Origin of the sequence: Marichromatium bheemlicum, from assembly GCF_012276755.1 — a bacterium.
GTDB lineage: Bacteria > Pseudomonadota > Gammaproteobacteria > Chromatiales > Chromatiaceae > Marichromatium > Marichromatium bheemlicum.
On the sequence record NZ_JAAXKX010000002.1, the window covers coordinates 110,580 to 126,852 of the forward strand.

A 16,273-nucleotide genomic window follows, 5' to 3' on the forward strand; every position below is an offset into this window, starting at 1 on the left:
CGGCTATCAGGGGGACCAGGAGCGCCACGGCACAGACACCGGGCAGCCAGAAACTTGCTCTCAACGTCGGCAACCTCTCAGTGGAGTTGGGGGACGCGTGGGGCGCCAACCGGGACACGCCGTCACGGCAGACGACACGCCCCGGGCCTGGCGTGGGGATCAGAGGAGACCAGCCCGCTCCATGGCGGCCCTGACGCGTCCGTGATGTTCATCGGAGAGCCAGGTCAACGGCAACCGGATCCCGCGCGGGCTGCGTCCCAGCTCGGAGACGGCCCATTTTACCGGGATCGGGTTGGACTGCACGAACAACTCGGTATGCAGGCCGGCGAGCGCCTGATCGAGGGCCAACGCCTGCTCGCGCTCACCGGCGAGCGCCGCAGCGCACATCGCCTGCATCTGGCGCGGGGCGACGTTGGTCGTCACCGAGATCACCCCGTCACCGCCACGCAGCATGAACTCGCAGCCGGTGGCGTCGTCACCACTGTAGAGGGCGAAGTCCGGCCCGCAACCCGCGCGCAACGCCGGCAACCGGGCGAGATCTGCGGTCGCGTCCTTGATGCCGACGATATTATCGATCGTGGCCAGTCGCACCACCGTCTCGGTGTGCATGTCGCAGGCGGTCCGTCCAGGGACGTTGTAGAGGATCTGCGGCAGGTCGACGGCCTCGGCGATCGCCTTGAAGTGCAGATAGAGTCCTTCCTGCGTCGGTTTGTTGTAGTAGGGGGTGACCAGCAGCGCGGCGTCGGCCCCAGCCGACTGGGCGCAACGGGTCAGCGCGATGGCCTCGCGCGTCGAGTTCGCGCCGGTACCGGCGATGACGGGGATACGCCCAGCGGCGAACTCGACACAACGGCGGATGACCGCACAGTGCTCATCCTCGTCGAGGGTGGCCGACTCGCCGGTGGTACCGACGGCGACGATCGCCGTGGTCCCGGACTCGACATGCCAGTCGATGAGCGCGCCTAGGCTTTCTTCATCGACCGTGCCATCGGCGTGCATGGGCGTGATCAACGCAACGATGCTGCCGCGTAACATGCGTGGACTCCATTAGAGCAAAGCGGTCATGGTAGCTTGCGCGAACGCGTCGAGACAACCGCCACGCCGCGCGTCATCACCATGAGACAAGGAATGCCGAGCGACACACCACGACGATCGCCGTGGCGTGCCTGGATCAGGCGCCGAAGACCGACTGACACAACGCCAGCAGGGTCGCCGGGAACACCCCGAGCGCGAGCAACGCCAACCCGTTGAGCGACATCGCCACCCGCACCCCGCCGCTGCTGGCCAGCGCCGGCGCATCCTCCTCGGGCTTGTCGAAGTAGATGTAGCGCACCACCCGCAGGTAGTAGAAGGCACCGATGATCGAGAAGATCACCGCCACCACCGCCAGCCACACGAAGCCGATGCGTACCACCGCCTCGAGTACCAACAGCTTACCCATGAAGCCAACCAGCGGCGGCACCCCGGCCATCGAGAACATCACCAGGGCCATCATCGCCGCATACCAGGAGTCACGCTCGTTGAGCCCCTTGAGATCCTCGATGCGCTCGGCATCGAAGCCCTTGCGACTAAGGATGATGAGGATACCGAAGGCGCCGGTGGCCATCACCGCATAGGTGATGGTGTAGAACATCGCCGCGGCATAGCCCTGCTCGGTGCCGGCGAGCAGTCCGAGGAAGATGAAACCGACGTGCGAGATGGTCGAGTAGGCGAGCATCCGCTTGATGTTGCGCTGGGCGATGGCCACCACATTGCCCAGTCCGATCGACAACACCGCCAAGATCAGCAGCATCCCCTGCCAATCGGCCTGGAGGCTGCCCAGGCCATCGACCAACAGGCGGATGGCGAGCCCAAAGGCGGCGATCTTCGGCGCACTGCCGAGCAGCAGCACCACCGGCGTCGGCGCACCCTCGTAGACATCAGGCAACCACATGTGGAAGGGCACGGCGCCGAACTTGAAGCCGATGCCGATGACCATGAACACCAGGCCGAAGACCAGCACCTTGTTCTCCATGCCCTGGGTGGCGAGCGCCTCGGCCACCGCGCCGAACTCGACCGAGCCGGTGGCGCCATAGACCATGGAGATGCCGTAGAGCAGCATGCCCGAGCCTAGGGCACCGAGCACGAAGTACTTCATCGCCGCCTCGGCCCCACGCGAGGAGTCACGATCGAAGGCGACCAGCGCATAGAGGCTCAGCGCCAGCAACTCGAGGCCGAGATAGACGGTGACGAAGCTGTTGGCCGCGACCATCACCAACATGCCGAGGATGGAGAACAGACCAAGCATGTAGAACTCGCCGACCAGCATGCCGCGATCGCGCAGCCAGGGACGAGCGTAGATGAACACCAGCAGGCTGACGACCAGGATCGCCCCCTTGAGCAGGTCGGCCAACGGGTCGCGCACCACGTTACCGGCGAACACCAGCTCGGTGGCGCCGCCACCGACCACGCCGGTCAGCGCGATGGCGACCACCAGACCGATCAGGGTCAGTCCGTGGATCACCTCGCGATGACGTTCATCGATGTAGAGATCGACCACGAGCACGATGGCGGCGGTGAGCAGCACCGCGATCTCGGGCAGGATCGGCAAGAGGTTGGCGGCGTCGAAGTGCATGTGAATCTTCCAGTGAGAGTAGATCCGCGTCTGCGGCGCCCGCGACGACGGTCAGTCGGACCATCGTCCCGGGCCTGCACGCGACATAGGGGTCAGGGTTGGGCGACAGCAGCGAGCGGCTCGGGCCGGCTGAGCACGCAGGCACCGACCTCCTCGGCCGGCAGCTTACAGGTCGTGACCTGGGTGACCAGGTGCTCGACCGAGGTGTGCATCACCTCGAGCAGCGGCGCCGGCCACAGACCGAGCGCCAGCACCACCGCGGCCAGCGCGCTGAGGTTGAAGGTCTCGCGCCGATCGAGGTCCTTGAGCGCCGCGACCTTGTCGTTGGCCACTGGCCCGAACACCACCCGTTTGATCATCCACAGGGTGTAGGCCGCGGCGAGGATCAGGGTGGTGGCCGCCAGCAACGCCCACCAGAAGTTGGCGCGGAAGGTGGCGAGGATGACCATGAACTCACCGACGAACCCGGAGGTGCCCGGCAGCCCCGAGTTGGCCATGGCGAAGTAGACGAAGAAGGCACCGAACCAGGGCATGGTGTTGACCACGCCACCGTAATCGGCGATCTCGCGCGAGTGCACCCGATCGTAGAGCACGCCGACGCAGAGGAAGAGCGCGCCGGAGATGAACCCGTGGGAGATCATCTGCACCAGACCGCCTTCAACCCCCATCACCGCGCCGGCGCCGGCCGTCGAGTTCTGCACGATGGCGAAGACGATGAAGAAGCCGAGGGTAACGAAGCCCATGTGGGCGATCGAGGAGTAGGCGATCAGCTTCTTCATGTCGCGTTGAGCCAGGGCGACGAAGCCGATATAGACCACCGCGATCAACGACATGGCGATGATCAGCCAGGCGAGCGCGGCACTAGCGTCCGGGGCGATCGGCATCGAGAAGCGCAGGAAGCCGTAACCGCCGATCTTGAGCATGATCGCCGCCAGGATCACCGAACCACCGGTCGGCGCCTCGACGTGGGCGTCGGGCAGCCAGGTGTGCACCGGGAACATCGGCACCTTCACTGCGAAGGCGAGCAGGAAGGCGATGAAGATCAGCGTCTGCGCGGTCATCCCCAGCTCGAGGGCGTGAAAGTCGAGGATGCTGAAGCTGCCGGCCTGGAAGTACAGATAGATCAGCGCCACCAGCATGAACACCGATCCGAAGAAGGTGTAGATGAAGAACTTGATGGTCGCATAGACCCGGTTCGGGCCGCCCCAGACCCCGATGATGATGAACATCGGGATCAGCATCGCCTCCCAGAAGACGTAGAAGAGCACCGCGTCGAGCGCCGAGAACACACCGATCATCACCCCTTCCATGATCAGGAAGGCGGCCATGTATTGGCTCGGCTTGTAGCTGATCACCTCCCAGCCGGCGATCACCACGAAGATGGTGATGAAGGCGGTGAGGATGATCAGCGGCATCGAGATGCCATCGACGCCGAGTGCGTAATAGACGTCGAAGGTCGGGATCCAGGCCACCCGCTCGGCGAACTGCATCTCGGCGGTGCCCGGATCGAAGCCGAACCACAGCCACAGGCTGGAGACGAAGGTGAGCACGGCGAAGCCGAGTGCGGTCCACTTGGAGGTGGAGGCTGACCTGTCACCACTGGCCAGCACGGCGATACCGCCGACGATCGGCAGCCAGATGAGCAGCGTCAGCAGCGGAAACTGATACATGCGGGGCGTCTCCCTGTGCGCGTCAGAGGGTCACGAAGATCGTCATCAGGCCGACCAGACCGACGATCATCGCGATGGCGTAATGGTAGAGATAACCGGTCTGCAACAAGCGCAGCACGCCGGCCATGCGACCGACGCTGCGCGCCGAGCCGTTGACCATGCCATCGTCGATCAGTGTCTGGTCGCCACGGTTCCAGAAGGTCTGGCCGAGCAACCGCGCACCACCGGCGAGGAAGCGCTGGTTGAAGTCGTCGAAACCGTACTTGTTCTGCAGCAGCCGGGTCAGCGGTCCGCCGAGGGCGAGCAGCTTGGCGTCGATGTCGGGCTTGCGCGCGGCAATCGCCCACCACACCAGCGCGGCGAACACCAGACCACCGAGCGCGAGCATCAGCGTCGGGGTGCCGAGGGCGTGCATCACGAAGGCGCCCTGACCGTGCCAGTGTTCACGCAGGTGCGCCAGGGTGTCGTGCTCGGGGGCGACCATGATCGGGCTCCAGTCACCCGAGGCGAACCAGTCGTTGATCAGCATCGGCTCGATCGCGAACCAGCCGATGAACACCGAGGGGATGGCCAGCATCACCAGCGGGATGGTCACCACCTTGGGGGTCTCGTGCAGGTGCTCGCGGGTGTGATCATCCATCCGCGGCTTGCCGTGGAACACCAGGAAGTACATGCGGAAGCTGTAGAGCGCGGTCACCAGCACGCCGAGGGTGAGCAGCAGGGCCGCATAACCGCCGCCGAAGAGTTCGGTCTGGTTGACCGCGGCGATGATCGCGTCCTTGGAGAAGAAGCCGGAGAAGCCGGGGAAGCCGATCAGCGCCAGCGAGCCGATCAGCGCAGTGAGCCAGGTGATCGGCATGTACTTACGGATCCCGCCCATCTGACGGATGTCTTGGTTGTGGTGCACCGCAATAATCACCGAGCCGGCGGCGAGAAACAGCAGCGCCTTGAAGAAGGCGTGGGTCATCAGATGGAAGACGCCGGCGGCATAGGCCGAGGCACCGAGTGCGGTGACCATGTAGCCGAGCTGGGAGAGTGTCGAGTAGGCGACCACCCGTTTGATGTCGTTCTGCACCAGACCGACGAGCCCCATGAAGAAGGCGGTGGTGGCACCGACGATCAGCACGAAGCTTAACGCCACCTCGGAGAGCTCGTAGAGCGGCGACATCCGCGCGACCATGAAGATACCGGCAGTGACCATGGTGGCGGCGTGGATCAGCGCCGAGATCGGGGTCGGGCCCTCCATCGAGTCGGGCAGCCAGACATGGAACGGTACCTGCGCCGACTTACCCATGGCGCCGATGAACAGCAGCACACAGACCAGGGTCATCAGCGAGACGCCGCCGAACAGCGCCACCTCGGTACCGGCCAGCCCCGGGGCGGCGGCGAACACCTCGGCGTAATCGAGGGTGCCGAAGTACATCGCCACCGCGGCGATGCCGAGGAGAAAGCCGAAGTCACCGACGCGGTTGACCAGGAAGGCCTTGAGACCAGCGAAGGTAGCGCTGTCGCGGGTCGACCAGAAGCCGATCAGCAGATAAGAGACCAGACCCACGGCCTCCCACCCGAAGAACAGCTGCATGAAGTTGTTGGCCATCACCAGCATCAGCATCGAGAAGGTGAACAGCGAGATGTAGCTGAAGAAGCGCTGATAGCTGTTGCGCCCGGTGAGCGCACCCTCGGGCCAGTTGTGCGCGTCGTCGGCCATATAACCGATGGTGTAGATATGCACCATCAGCGAGACGAAGGTCACCGTGGCCATCATCATCGCGGTGAGCTTGTCGACCAGGAAGCCGACCTCGAAGCGCATGCCGTCGGAGACCAGCCAGGTGTAGACGGCGCCGTCGAACACCGGCTCATCCGCCCAGATGAAGCGTCCCAGCACCCACAACGACAGGAGTGTGGAGAGGCCCACGCCGGCGATGGTCACCGAGTGCGCGCCCACGCGGCCGATCCTGCCGCCGAAGAAGCCGGCGACGATGGCGCCGACCAGGGGCGCGAGCACGATGGTCAGGTAGACGTTTTCCATCTTGATTTCTGCTCTTTCGCTCTAATTGCCGTATCCACGGGTGGCGCCCGCAACGACGATTCCCAGGGACCGCCGGCGCCTCGGCACCGGCGTGCGCCCTACCCTTTCAGGACGTCGAGATCCTGCACGTTGATCGACCGCCGGCGGCGGAACAGCACCACCAGGATCGCCAGTCCGATCGCCGCCTCGGCGGCGGCGACGGTGAGGATGAAGAAGACGAACACCTGCCCCGTGACGTCGCCGAGGAAGTGCGAGAAGGCCACGAAGTTCATGTTCACCGCCAATAGCATCAGCTCGATGCACATCAGCAGCAGGATCAGGTTCTTGCGGTTCAGGAAGATCCCGGCCACCGAGATCGAGAACAACAGACCACCAAGGATCAGATAGTCGGAGAGCGCGATCATGCGGACCCATCCTCTTGCGATTGTGCAACATCCCGCGCGCCCTGCTCCTCGCGCAGCCCGGCCGTGGAAACCTGCGAGACCAACCGCACTCGATCCGGCCCCTTGCGCACCTGGATCTGCTGCGTGGGATCGAGGTACTTGGTGCCGGGTCGCCGGCGCAGAGTCAAGCGGATGGCGGCGATGATGCCTACCAGCAGGATCACCGCGGCCAGCTCGAAGGGATAGACATAATCGGTATAGAGCAGCAACCCGACCTCTTCGATATTGGAGACATCGGCCGCTGCCGCAGCCGGCGTCGGGAACTGCTCGGCGCCGAAGTTACCCGGCCCGACCACCAGCAGGATCTGCACGGCCATCACCACCGCGATCACCACTCCGAGTGGCAGATAGCGGATGAAGCCGGCACGCAGCGTCGCCAGATCGATGTCGAGCATCATCAACACGAACAGGAACAACACCATCACCGCGCCGACATAGACCAGCACCAGCACCAGACCGAGGAACTCGGCCTCGAGCAACAGCCAGAGCGCGGCACTGGAGAAGAAGGCGAGTACCAGATAGAGCACCGCGTGCACCGGATTACGCCGCGTCACCACCATCCCCGCCGCCAGCACGGTGATGGCGGCGAAGACGTAGAACAGAAACTTTTCAAAGCCCATGGTTGATCCCTAGTCTTCTGGATGCGCGAGACGGCGCGTGATCCCGTTCATCGATAGGGCGCATCGGCCGCCCGCGCCGCGGCGATCTCGGCCTCGTACTTGTCGCCGATCGCCAGCAACTTGTCCTTGGTCATGATGTGCTCACCGCGGTTCTCGAAGTGGTACTCGTAGATCCCGGTCTCGACGATCGAATCGACCGGGCAGGACTCCTCGCAGAAACCACAGTAGATGCACTTGAACAGATCGATGTCATAACGCGTGGTACGCCGCGAGCCGTCCTCGCGCGGTTCGGCCTCGATGGTGATGGCCAGCGCCGGGCAGACGGCCTCGCACAGCTTACAAGCGATGCAACGCTCCTCACCGTTGGGATAACGACGCAACGCATGCAGGCCACGGAACCGCGGCGAGAGCGGCGCACGCTCCTCCGGGTACTGGACCGTGAACTTGCGTTTGAACAGATAGCCACCGGTAACCCGCAGCCCCCGGAACAGCTCGACCAGGAGCAGGCTCTGCACATACTTTTGCGCGTGTTTCAGCATCTCGCCTCCTCCGCAATCACGCCGACCACCACGGCGGCAGCCGATAGACCACCGCCAGCGCCACGACCAGGATCCACACGATCGTGATCGGGATGAACACCTTCCAGCCCAGGCGCATGATCTGGTCGTAGCGATAGCGCGGGAAGGTCGCGCGCAACCACAGGAACAGGAACATGAAGAAGCCGGTCTTCAACGCGAACCAATGGAAGCCATCGTCGAGCAGCGGCACTCCGGCGACCCAGGACTGCGGCAACGGCGACAGCCAGCCACCCATGAACAGCAACGCGTTCAGCGCCGAGATCAGGATCATGTTGGCGTACTCGGCGAGGAAGAAGACCGCGAAGGCCATCCCCGAGTACTCGACGTGGAAACCGGCGACGATCTCCGATTCGCCCTCGGCGACATCGAAGGGGGCACGGTTGGTCTCAGCCACACCGGAAATCAAATAGACCCCGAACAGCGGCAGCAGCGGCAACCAGAACCAGGTGAACACACTCCCGGCCTGGGCCTCGACGATGGCGCCGAGGTTGAGACTCCCGGCGGCCACCAGCACCCCGACCAGGGCAAAGCCCATGGCGATCTCGTAGGCGACGATCTGTGCCGCCGAGCGCATCGCACCGAGCAACGCGTACTTGGAGTTGGAGGCCCAGCCGGCGATGATGATGCCGTAGACCCCGAGCGAGGTCAGCGCCAGCACATAGAGCAGCCCGGCGTTGATGTCCGAGAGCACCAGCCCGGCATCAAAGGGGATCACCGCCCAGGCGGCCATCGCCGGACCGATGGTGATCACCGGGGCCATCAGATAGAGCGCCTTATCCGCCTTGGAGGGAATCACCACCTCCTTGAACAACAGCTTCAAGGCATCGGCGATCGGTTGCAACCACCCCCGCCAACCGACCCGGTTGGGGCCGATACGGATCTGGATGTAACCGATGACCTTACGCTCGGCATAGGTGTAATAGGCCACCAGCAACAGCAGCGGCACCAGGATGGCGGTGATCTTGAGCAGGATCTGCATCACCACCGGGAGGCTATTCCACAGTTCGATCATAGTCGCATCATCCTCACTGGAGGCCGCCGCCGGCGATCTCGATCGGGCCGATCTGGGCACCGAGCCGTTCGCTACCCGCGACCGCTGCCGGCACCCAGGCACACCCCAGTGCGAGTCGGGCATCGAGCCTGACCTCACCGGTGAGCGTCTGCCCGCCTTGGGTCAGGGTCGCCTCAGCGCCCTCCTCCAGCCCCAGCACCTCGGCCTGTTGTGGATGCAGATAGAGCGCGAGGGTCGCACGCGGCATGGTCGTACGCTGCAGCGCCGGGGCGCGACGCACCAGAGCATCGAGCGCATAGATCGGCACCCCACCGACCCGCACCAGCCCCCCCTCGGCGAGACGCGGCTCAAGCGCCTCGAGCGCGGCCCGGGCGGCGTTATCGTGGGTGATCTCGCCGCATTGCTCGGCGAGCTCGGTGCGCACCTCGGCAGCGCTGGTGTAGTCGAAGCCACGCTGATCGAGCAGATTGCCAAGCACCCGCAGCACCTTCCAGCCGGGACGCGCCTCGCCCGGGGGCGCTACCGCGCCCTGGAACGACTGCCAGGTACCGCTGGCGTTGACGAAGGTCCCAGCGGTCTCGGCAAAGGCGCCGATCGGCAGCAACACGTCGGCGACCGTCTCCAGCGCCGGCGAGCGGAAGGCCGAGCAGGCGACGACGAACTCGGCCTGCTCACAGACGGCCATCGCCCGCGTCGGATCGATCAGATCTCGCTCGGGCTCGACCCCCCACAGCACCAAGGTCCGCGGCGCCTCGGCGAGCATCGCGTCGAGCGCACGCCCGGGCTGTTCTAGCGCAACGCCGCCGGCACCGACCTGGGGCAGTGCCCCGGCGAGGTACGCCCCGACGCTGTTGGCCGCCGGCGGCAGCCAACCGAGCGCACAACCGCTGGCCGTGGCGATGGTCTCGGCCAGAGCGCGGATCAGTGCGTAATCGGGGTGGGCGACGGCGAGCGCGCCGAGCGCGACCAGACCACCCTGCTCGGCCTCACCGGCGCGCAGCAGCTCGGCGAGCGCACGATGTCGATCATCGGGCTCGGCGGCGGCGATCAGCGCCGCGCCCGCGCCCTCTGGAGCACAGTCGAGCGCCTTGGCGATCGCCGCCAGCGCCGCGGGCAAGGCCGCCGGATCGACCACCAGCTGGGTAGCTCCATGATGGAGTTCGAGTTCGAGCGGGTTGACGCAACCGACCCCGGCGCCGGCGAGCGCGGCCTTGCGAATACGATGGGCGAGCAGCGGCTGTTCCTGACGCAGGTCGCTGCCGACCACCAGGATCGCACGCCGGGTCTCGAGTTCGGCAATGGTACAACCGAGCCAGGGGCGCAGCGGCGCTGCCGTATCGTCGCGGAAGTCCTGCTGACGCAGCCGGCTGTCGATATCGCGACACCCGAGACCACGCGCCACCCGTTGTGCCAGATAAAGCTCTTCGAGGGTGGCGTTGGGCGCGAGCCACCAGCCGCATGTTGCCGCCTCGGTGGTCTTGAGCCGCTCGGCGACCAGGGTCATCGCCTCGCCCCAGGCCACTGCCTGCCAGGCGCCATTGCGCTTGATCATCGGCTGGGTGAGGCGATCGGCGGCGTGCAGGCCCTCGTAGCTGAAGCGATCGCGGTCGGCGAGCCAAGTCTCGTTGACCGCCTCGTTGTCGTTGGGGTGGACCCGCAGCACCTGGTTGCGACGCACGTGCAGGCGCAGGTTGGCGCCGACCCCGTCGTGCGGGGAGATGCTATCGCGACCGGTCAGCTCCCAGGCGCGGGCCTGGAAACGATAGGGCTTGGAGGTCAGGGCACCGACCGGACAGAGGTCGATGACGTTACCCGAGAGTTCGTGCCCGACGGCCGCAGCGGCGAAGGTACCGATACGCATCGCCTCACCGCGACCGGTGGCGCCCAACTCACGCACCCCGGCGATCTCGGCGCCGAAGCGCACGCAGCGGGTGCAGTGGATGCAGCGGGTCATCTCGGTGGCGATCAGCGGGCCGAGGTCCTCGTCCTCGACCACCCGCTTGCGCTCGCTGTAGCGCGACACGTCACCGCCGTAGCCCATGGCCACGTCCTGCAGTTCACACTCACCGCCCTGGTCGCAGATCGGGCAGTCGAGCGGATGGTTGATCAGCAGGAACTCCATCGTGCCCTCCTGGGCGTCGATGGCCTTGGGTGAGCGCGTCTGCACCTTCATCCCGTCACTGACCGGGGTCGCACAGGCCGGCACCGGCTTGGGGAAGGGGCGACCGCCGGCCTCGGCCTCGACCAGACACATCCGACAGTTCGCCGCAATGGACAGCTTCTTGTGGTAGCAGAAGCGGGGAATGGTAATGCCTTCACGGTCGGCGACCGCGATGATCATCTCCCCCGGCGCTGCCTCACAGGCACGGCCGTCGATCTCGATGGTGATCTTGTCCGTCATTAAGGTCTCTCGATCGGCACCAGTGACGCGACCCCCGAGGGGCCGCATTGAGACGCCCGAGGTGCACTCGCTACGGGGCGCCAGGGTGTCCGCCGCGGCGGACACCGTCTGCTCATGGAATCATGGCCGCCGGTGGCGCGTGCCACCGGCCGGCAGAGGAAGGATCGAAGGGCACAGCCGTCAGGCAACCATGCTGCGGCCGTGTTCGATCAGGTATGCGAACTCGTGCCGGTAGTGCTTGAGGAAGCTCTGCACCGGCATCGCCGCGGCGTCGCCGAGGGCGCAGATGGTGCGCCCACCGATACGCCCGGCCACACTCTCGAGCAGCTCCAGGTCCTCAGCACGTCCCTGCCCGTCGAGGATGCGTTTGAGCACCCGCGCCAACCAGCCGGTGCCCTCGCGACACGGGGTGCACTGACCACAGGACTCGTGCATGTAGAAGTGCGAGAGGTTATGCAGCACACGCACCATGCAGGTGCCCTCGGCGATCACGATCACCGCGCCCGAACCGAGCATGGAGCCGGCCTTAGCGATGGAGTCGTAATCCATGTCGGTCTGCATCATGATCTCACCCGGCACCACTGGCACCGAGGAGCCACCGGGGATCACCGCCTTGAGCGGGCGGTCATCGAGCACCCCGCCGGCCATCTTGAGGAGGTCGCGAAAGGGGGTGCCGAGCGGGACCTCGAAGTTATTCGGGCGATTGACATGGCCACTGACCGAGAACAGCTTGGGGCCACCATTGTTGGGCCGCCCCTGCTCGAGGAACCACTGCCCGCCACGCTCCAGGATCACCGGCACTGAGGCCAAGGACTCGGTGTTGTTGATGGTGGTCGGACAGCCATAGAGGCCCTGCTGGGCGGGGAACGGCGGCTTGTAGCGCGGCTGGCCCTTCTTGCCCTCGATCGACTCGAGCAGCGCAGTCTCCTCGCCACAGATATAGGCACCGGCCCCACAGTGGACATGGATGTCGAAGTCGACCCCGGAGCCGAGCAGATCGCGCCCCAGCAGCCCCGCCTCATAGGCCTCGCGCAGCGCCTCCTCGAAGCGCGCGATCGGCTCGTAGAACTCACCGCGGATATAGTTGTAACCGACGGTGGCACCGATGCAGTAACCGGCGATGGCCATGCCCTCGATCACTTGGTGCGGATTGAAGCGAAGGATGTCGCGATCCTTGCAGGTCCCGGGCTCGCCCTCGTCGGAGTTACAGACGATGTACTTCTGCCCCGGCGCGGTCCGCGGCATAAAGCTCCACTTCAAGCCGGTTGGGAACCCCGCCCCACCCCGCCCACGCAGGTTGGCGCGCTTGACCTCCTCGATCAGGTCATTGGGGTCGGGCTGCTCGCGGAGAATACGCTCCCACTGGGCATAGCCGCCGACGCTGCGATAGGCCTCGAGGCCGTGGCGGGTCGCGGCGTCGAGGTGCATGGTGCGAAAGCATACGGTGTTCTGGTTCTCGACCATGTCTCACTCCAGCCCATCGATGAGTTCGTCGAGCGCCTCCGGCGAGAGGTTCTCGTGGTAGGTCTTGTCGACCAACACCGCCGGGGCATGACGACAGGCGCCGAGACACTCCACCTCCTTGAGGGTGAAGCGACCATCGTCGCTGGTCTCGCCCGGACGTACCCCGTACTTCTCTCCGACGTGCTCGATCAATTCCTCGGAGCCACGCAGCATGCAGGAGACGCTGTTACAGACACAGACCTTGTGCCGGCCCTGTGGCTCGAGGTCGTACATGCCGTAGAAGGTGGCAACCTCGTAGACGGCGACCTCGGGCATGTCGAGATAGACCGCCAGATCGTCCATCAGCGCGCGGGTGAGCCAGCCCCCGTTGGCGTCCTGCAGCAGGGTCAGGGCGGGCATCACCGCCGACTGCTGCCAGTCCTCGGGGTAGCGGGTCAGCAAGGCGTCGATCGCCTCACGCAGCTCTGCAGTGAACAGGGTCGACTTGTCGCGATCGTGGGCGACAGTGAGCGGTGTGGTACGAAAACTCATCAGCGATCGATCTCCCCGAAGACGATATCCAGCGTCCCGATGATGGCTACCACGTCGGCAATCATGTGACCACGCGCCATCTCGTCGATGGCGGCCAGATGGGGGAAGCCGGGGGCACGGACCTTCAGCCGATAGGGCTTGTTGGCTCCGTCGGAGACGATGTAGCAACCGAACTCGCCCTTAGGCGCCTCGACCGCGGCATAGACCTCGCCAGGCGGCGTGCAATAGCCCTCGCTGAAGAGTTTGAAGTGATGGATCAGCGCTTCCATGTCCTCCTTCATGCGCTCGCGCGACGGCGCGATCACCTTGGCATCATCAATGCGCACCGGACCCGGGTTGGCACGCAACCAGTCGATGCACTGACGGATGATGCGATTGGACTGGCGCATCTCCTCGACGCGGACCAGATAGCGGTCGTAGCAATCGCCGTTGACCCCCACTGGGATGTCGAAGTCGATCTTGTCGTAGGCCGCGTAGGGCTGCCTCTTGCGCAGGTCCCAAGCGATTCCCGAGCCACGCAACATCGGCCCGGTGAAGCCAAGCGCCTTGGCGCGTTCGGGCGAGACCACACCGATGCCGACGGTGCGCTGCTTCCAGATGCGGTTATCGGTGAGCAGGGTCTCGTACTCATCGATGTGCTTGGGGAAGCGCTCGGTGAAGTCCTCGAGGAAGTCGAGCAACGAGCCCTGGCGGTTGGCGTTGCGCCGTGTCATCTCCTTGGCGCCGTGCCACTTGCTGCCGGCCTTGTCGTACTGCGGCATGCGCTCGGGAAGGTCGCGATTGACGCCGCCCGGACGGTAATAGGCTGCGTGCATGCGCGCACCGCTGACCGCCTCGTAACAGTCGAACAGGTCCTCGCGCTCACGGAAGCAATAGAGGAACACGCTCATCGCACCGATGTCGAGCGCGTGCGCGGCCAGCCACATCAAATGGTTGAGGATGCGCGTGATCTCGTCGTACATGGTGCGGATGTACTGCGCCCGCTCCGGCGCCTCGATACCGAGCAGCTGCTCGATGGCGCGCACATAACCGTGCTCGTTGCACATCATCGAGACATAATCGAGCCGGTCCATGTAACCGATGCTCTGGTTATAGGGCTTGCTCTCGGCGAGCTTCTCGGTGGCGCGATGGAGTAGACCGACGTGCGGATCGGCACGCTGGATGACCTCACCATCGAGTTCGAGCACCAGACGCAATACACCGTGAGCCGAGGGGTGCTGGGGACCGAAGTTGATGGTGTAGTTGCGAATCTCAGGCATCACCTGTCTCCTGACTGAGGTCGGGCCCGGCGGGCGCATCACCACGGATCACCCGAGGCACCAACACCCGCGGTTCGATGGAGACTGGCTCGTAGACCACGCGCGCCAACTCGGCGTCGTAGCGCATCTCCACCTGACCGATGAGCGGGAAATCCTTGCGGAAGGGGTGCCCGACAAAACCGTAATCAGTGAGGATGCGGCGCAGATCGGGATGGCCGCGAAAGAGGATGCCGTAGAGATCGAAGGCCTCGCGCTCGAACCAGTTGGCCGACGGCCAGATATCGACCACGGAATCGACCATTGGTTCAGCGCCACCGGCATAGGCCCGCACCCGCAGGCGCCGATTGTAGGCCAACGATAACAGGTGGTAGGCGACCGCGAAGCGCTTGGGGTCGTCGAGGGTGAGTTTCGGGTCGCGATCGACACCGCGACCGAACCCGGTGAAAGAGGCCGTCTCGGTCTCCCACTCAGACTGGCCATAGGCGGCGTAGTCGACGCCGCAGACGTCGATCAACTGCTCGAATTGCAGCGCCTCGTGGTCACGTAGGGTCAGACACACGTCGAGCAGGTGCTCGGCGGGTACCACCAGGGTCAGCTCACCAAACTGCTCCAGCAGCTCGCAGTCGTATTCGGCGAGCTGCTCGCGAAGGGTGGCGGCGAGCGCATCCAGCCTGGCGTTGCGGGTCAGGTGCTCTGTAGACATGGATTATGGAGACTGCTTCAGCGGGCGATGGTATTCGTTCGGCGGATCTTGTTCTGCAGCTGCAGAATGCCGTAGAGCAGCGCCTCGGCGGTCGGCGGACAACCGGGCACATAGACGTCCACCGGCACGATGCGGTCGCATCCGCGCACGACGGAGTAAGCGTAGTGATAATAACCGCCGCCATTGGCACAGGAGCCCATGGAGATCACCCAGCGCGGCTCGGCCATCTGGTCGTAGACCTTGCGCAGGGCCGGGGCCATCTTGTTGACCAGGGTGCCGGCGACGATCATCACGTCGGACTGACGCGGGCTCGGGCGGAAGATGATGCCGAAGCGGTCGAGGTCGTAGCGAGCGGCGCCGGCGTGCATCATCTCGATCGCGCAACAGGCCAGGCCGAAGCTCATCGGCCACATCGAACCGGTACGCGCCCAGTTGATCAGCTTATCGGCCGTCGTGGTGACGATGCCTTCTTCAAGAACCCCTTCTATTCCCATTCCAGTGCGCCCTTCTTCCACTCGTAGATGAAGCCGACCACGAGGATGCCGAGGAAGATCACCATCGACCAGAAGGCGAACACCCCGAGGTCATCCAACACAACCGCCCAGGGAAAGAGGAAGGCGATCTCCAGATCGAACAGGATAAAGAGGATTGCGACCAGATAGTAACGAACGTCGAACTTCAGACGTGCGTTCTCGAAGGCCTCGAAGCCACACTCGTAGGGGGAATCCTTCTCCTGGTCCGGCCGGCGTGGCCCCAACAGATATCCGAGCCCGAGCGATCCGACACCCACCAGGATCCCCACGAGGATAAAGATCAGGATGGGCAAATAGTTCTCGAGCACCTTGACCCCCGTGATTCATAGTTTGCTTATAAAGCCGGAAGATTCAGTCTAGTGCAGCGTCAACAATAGTGTCAACTCGCCGCTAAATCCAAATTATTAATAATATCA

At 64.6% G+C, this 16,273-nt stretch carries 15 protein-coding genes; all 15 read right to left on the bottom strand.

Features of this window, described 5'->3' with window-relative positions:
• Positions 1 to 159: 159 nt before the first annotated feature.
• Positions 160 to 1,035: a 4-hydroxy-tetrahydrodipicolinate synthase gene (gene dapA, locus HF203_RS02075; protein WP_168666121.1), complete on the bottom strand. Its 876-nt coding sequence runs from the start codon at positions 1,033 to 1,035 to the stop codon at positions 160 to 162.
• A 136-nt stretch (positions 1,036 to 1,171) separates the two neighbouring features.
• Positions 1,172 to 2,614 (bottom strand): NADH-quinone oxidoreductase subunit NuoN, encoded by a 1,443-nt coding sequence (gene nuoN / locus HF203_RS02080; RefSeq protein WP_168666123.1) that lies wholly within the window; start codon positions 2,612 to 2,614, stop codon positions 1,172 to 1,174.
• Between the two features lie 92 nt (positions 2,615 to 2,706).
• Positions 2,707 to 4,284 carry an NADH-quinone oxidoreductase subunit M gene (locus HF203_RS02085; RefSeq protein WP_168666125.1) on the bottom strand — a complete coding sequence of 526 codons (1,578 nt, stop codon included), beginning with the start codon at positions 4,282 to 4,284 and terminating at the stop codon, positions 2,707 to 2,709.
• A 22-nt stretch (positions 4,285 to 4,306) separates the two neighbouring features.
• The gene (gene nuoL, locus HF203_RS02090) at positions 4,307 to 6,313 is read right to left on the bottom strand and encodes an NADH-quinone oxidoreductase subunit L (protein ID WP_168666127.1); all 2,007 of its coding nucleotides are present in this window, start codon (positions 6,311 to 6,313) and stop codon (positions 4,307 to 4,309) included.
• 98 nt (positions 6,314 to 6,411) lie between these two features.
• Positions 6,412 to 6,717, bottom strand: a complete 306-nt coding sequence (gene nuoK, locus HF203_RS02095) for an NADH-quinone oxidoreductase subunit NuoK (protein ID WP_168666129.1) — start codon at positions 6,715 to 6,717, stop codon at positions 6,412 to 6,414.
• The gene (locus tag HF203_RS02100; RefSeq protein WP_168666131.1) at positions 6,714 to 7,376 is read right to left on the bottom strand and encodes an NADH-quinone oxidoreductase subunit J; all 663 of its coding nucleotides are present in this window, start codon (positions 7,374 to 7,376) and stop codon (positions 6,714 to 6,716) included. Before HF203_RS02100 ends, nuoK begins: the two co-directional genes overlap by 4 nt.
• 47 nt (positions 7,377 to 7,423) lie before the next feature.
• A complete protein-coding gene (gene nuoI, locus HF203_RS02105; RefSeq protein ID WP_168666133.1) occupies positions 7,424 to 7,915 on the bottom strand; it encodes an NADH-quinone oxidoreductase subunit NuoI in 492 nt (163 codons plus the stop codon).
• Positions 7,916 to 7,931: 16 nt separating this feature from the next.
• Positions 7,932 to 8,966, bottom strand: a complete 1,035-nt coding sequence (nuoH, locus tag HF203_RS02110) for an NADH-quinone oxidoreductase subunit NuoH (protein ID WP_168666135.1) — start codon at positions 8,964 to 8,966, stop codon at positions 7,932 to 7,934.
• Between the two features lie 13 nt (positions 8,967 to 8,979).
• Complete coding sequence (gene nuoG / locus HF203_RS02115) at positions 8,980 to 11,367, bottom strand: NADH-quinone oxidoreductase subunit NuoG (RefSeq protein ID WP_168666137.1); 2,388 nt, start codon at positions 11,365 to 11,367, stop codon at positions 8,980 to 8,982.
• Positions 11,368 to 11,547: 180 nt separating this feature from the next.
• Positions 11,548 to 12,831: an NADH-quinone oxidoreductase subunit NuoF gene (gene nuoF / locus HF203_RS02120; RefSeq protein ID WP_210424590.1), complete on the bottom strand. Its 1,284-nt coding sequence runs from the start codon at positions 12,829 to 12,831 to the stop codon at positions 11,548 to 11,550.
• Positions 12,832 to 12,834: 3 nt separating this feature from the next.
• Complete coding sequence (locus HF203_RS02125; RefSeq protein ID WP_168666139.1) at positions 12,835 to 13,362, bottom strand: NADH-quinone oxidoreductase subunit NuoE family protein; 528 nt, start codon at positions 13,360 to 13,362, stop codon at positions 12,835 to 12,837.
• Entirely contained in the window at positions 13,362 to 14,621 is a 1,260-nt protein-coding gene (locus tag HF203_RS02130; RefSeq protein WP_168666141.1) for an NADH-quinone oxidoreductase subunit D, read from the bottom strand. The genes HF203_RS02125 and HF203_RS02130 overlap by 1 nt, the downstream gene beginning before the upstream one ends.
• Positions 14,614 to 15,324, bottom strand: coding sequence for an NADH-quinone oxidoreductase subunit C (locus tag HF203_RS02135; protein ID WP_168666143.1), 711 nt, complete (start codon positions 15,322 to 15,324; stop codon positions 14,614 to 14,616). The genes HF203_RS02130 and HF203_RS02135 overlap by 8 nt, the downstream gene beginning before the upstream one ends.
• 17 nt (positions 15,325 to 15,341) lie before the next feature.
• A complete protein-coding gene (locus HF203_RS02140; protein WP_168666144.1) occupies positions 15,342 to 15,818 on the bottom strand; it encodes a NuoB/complex I 20 kDa subunit family protein in 477 nt (158 codons plus the stop codon).
• A complete protein-coding gene (locus HF203_RS02145; RefSeq protein WP_168666146.1) occupies positions 15,809 to 16,165 on the bottom strand; it encodes an NADH-quinone oxidoreductase subunit A in 357 nt (118 codons plus the stop codon). The genes HF203_RS02140 and HF203_RS02145 overlap by 10 nt, the downstream gene beginning before the upstream one ends.
• Between the last annotated feature and the right edge of the window lie 108 nt (positions 16,166 to 16,273).

Excerpts from the sequence above, each read along its gene's own strand:
- nuoH (WP_168666135.1), bottom strand. The coding sequence starts at position 8,966 with ATGATCGAACTGTGGAATAGCCTCCCGGTGGTGATGCAGATCCTGCTC.
- nuoN (WP_168666123.1), bottom strand. The coding sequence starts at position 2,614 with ATGCACTTCGACGCCGCCAACCTCTTGCCGATCCTGCCCGAGATCGCG.
- nuoG (WP_168666137.1), bottom strand. The coding sequence starts at position 11,367 with ATGACGGACAAGATCACCATCGAGATCGACGGCCGTGCCTGTGAGGCA.
- nuoK (WP_168666129.1), bottom strand. The coding sequence starts at position 6,717 with ATGATCGCGCTCTCCGACTATCTGATCCTTGGTGGTCTGTTGTTCTCG.
- HF203_RS02140 (WP_168666144.1), bottom strand. The coding sequence starts at position 15,818 with ATGGGAATAGAAGGGGTTCTTGAAGAAGGCATCGTCACCACGACGGCC.
- HF203_RS02130 (WP_168666141.1), bottom strand. The coding sequence starts at position 14,621 with ATGCCTGAGATTCGCAACTACACCATCAACTTCGGTCCCCAGCACCCC.
- nuoL (WP_168666127.1), bottom strand. The coding sequence starts at position 6,313 with ATGGAAAACGTCTACCTGACCATCGTGCTCGCGCCCCTGGTCGGCGCC.
- HF203_RS02135 (WP_168666143.1), bottom strand. The coding sequence starts at position 15,324 with ATGTCTACAGAGCACCTGACCCGCAACGCCAGGCTGGATGCGCTCGCC.
- HF203_RS02100 (WP_168666131.1), bottom strand. The coding sequence starts at position 7,376 with ATGGGCTTTGAAAAGTTTCTGTTCTACGTCTTCGCCGCCATCACCGTG.
- HF203_RS02085 (WP_168666125.1), bottom strand. The coding sequence starts at position 4,284 with ATGTATCAGTTTCCGCTGCTGACGCTGCTCATCTGGCTGCCGATCGTC.
- HF203_RS02125 (WP_168666139.1), bottom strand. The coding sequence starts at position 13,362 with ATGAGTTTTCGTACCACACCGCTCACTGTCGCCCACGATCGCGACAAG.
- nuoF (WP_210424590.1), bottom strand. The coding sequence starts at position 12,831 with ATGGTCGAGAACCAGAACACCGTATGCTTTCGCACCATGCACCTCGAC.
- dapA (WP_168666121.1), bottom strand. The coding sequence starts at position 1,035 with ATGTTACGCGGCAGCATCGTTGCGTTGATCACGCCCATGCACGCCGAT.
- nuoI (WP_168666133.1), bottom strand. The coding sequence starts at position 7,915 with ATGCTGAAACACGCGCAAAAGTATGTGCAGAGCCTGCTCCTGGTCGAG.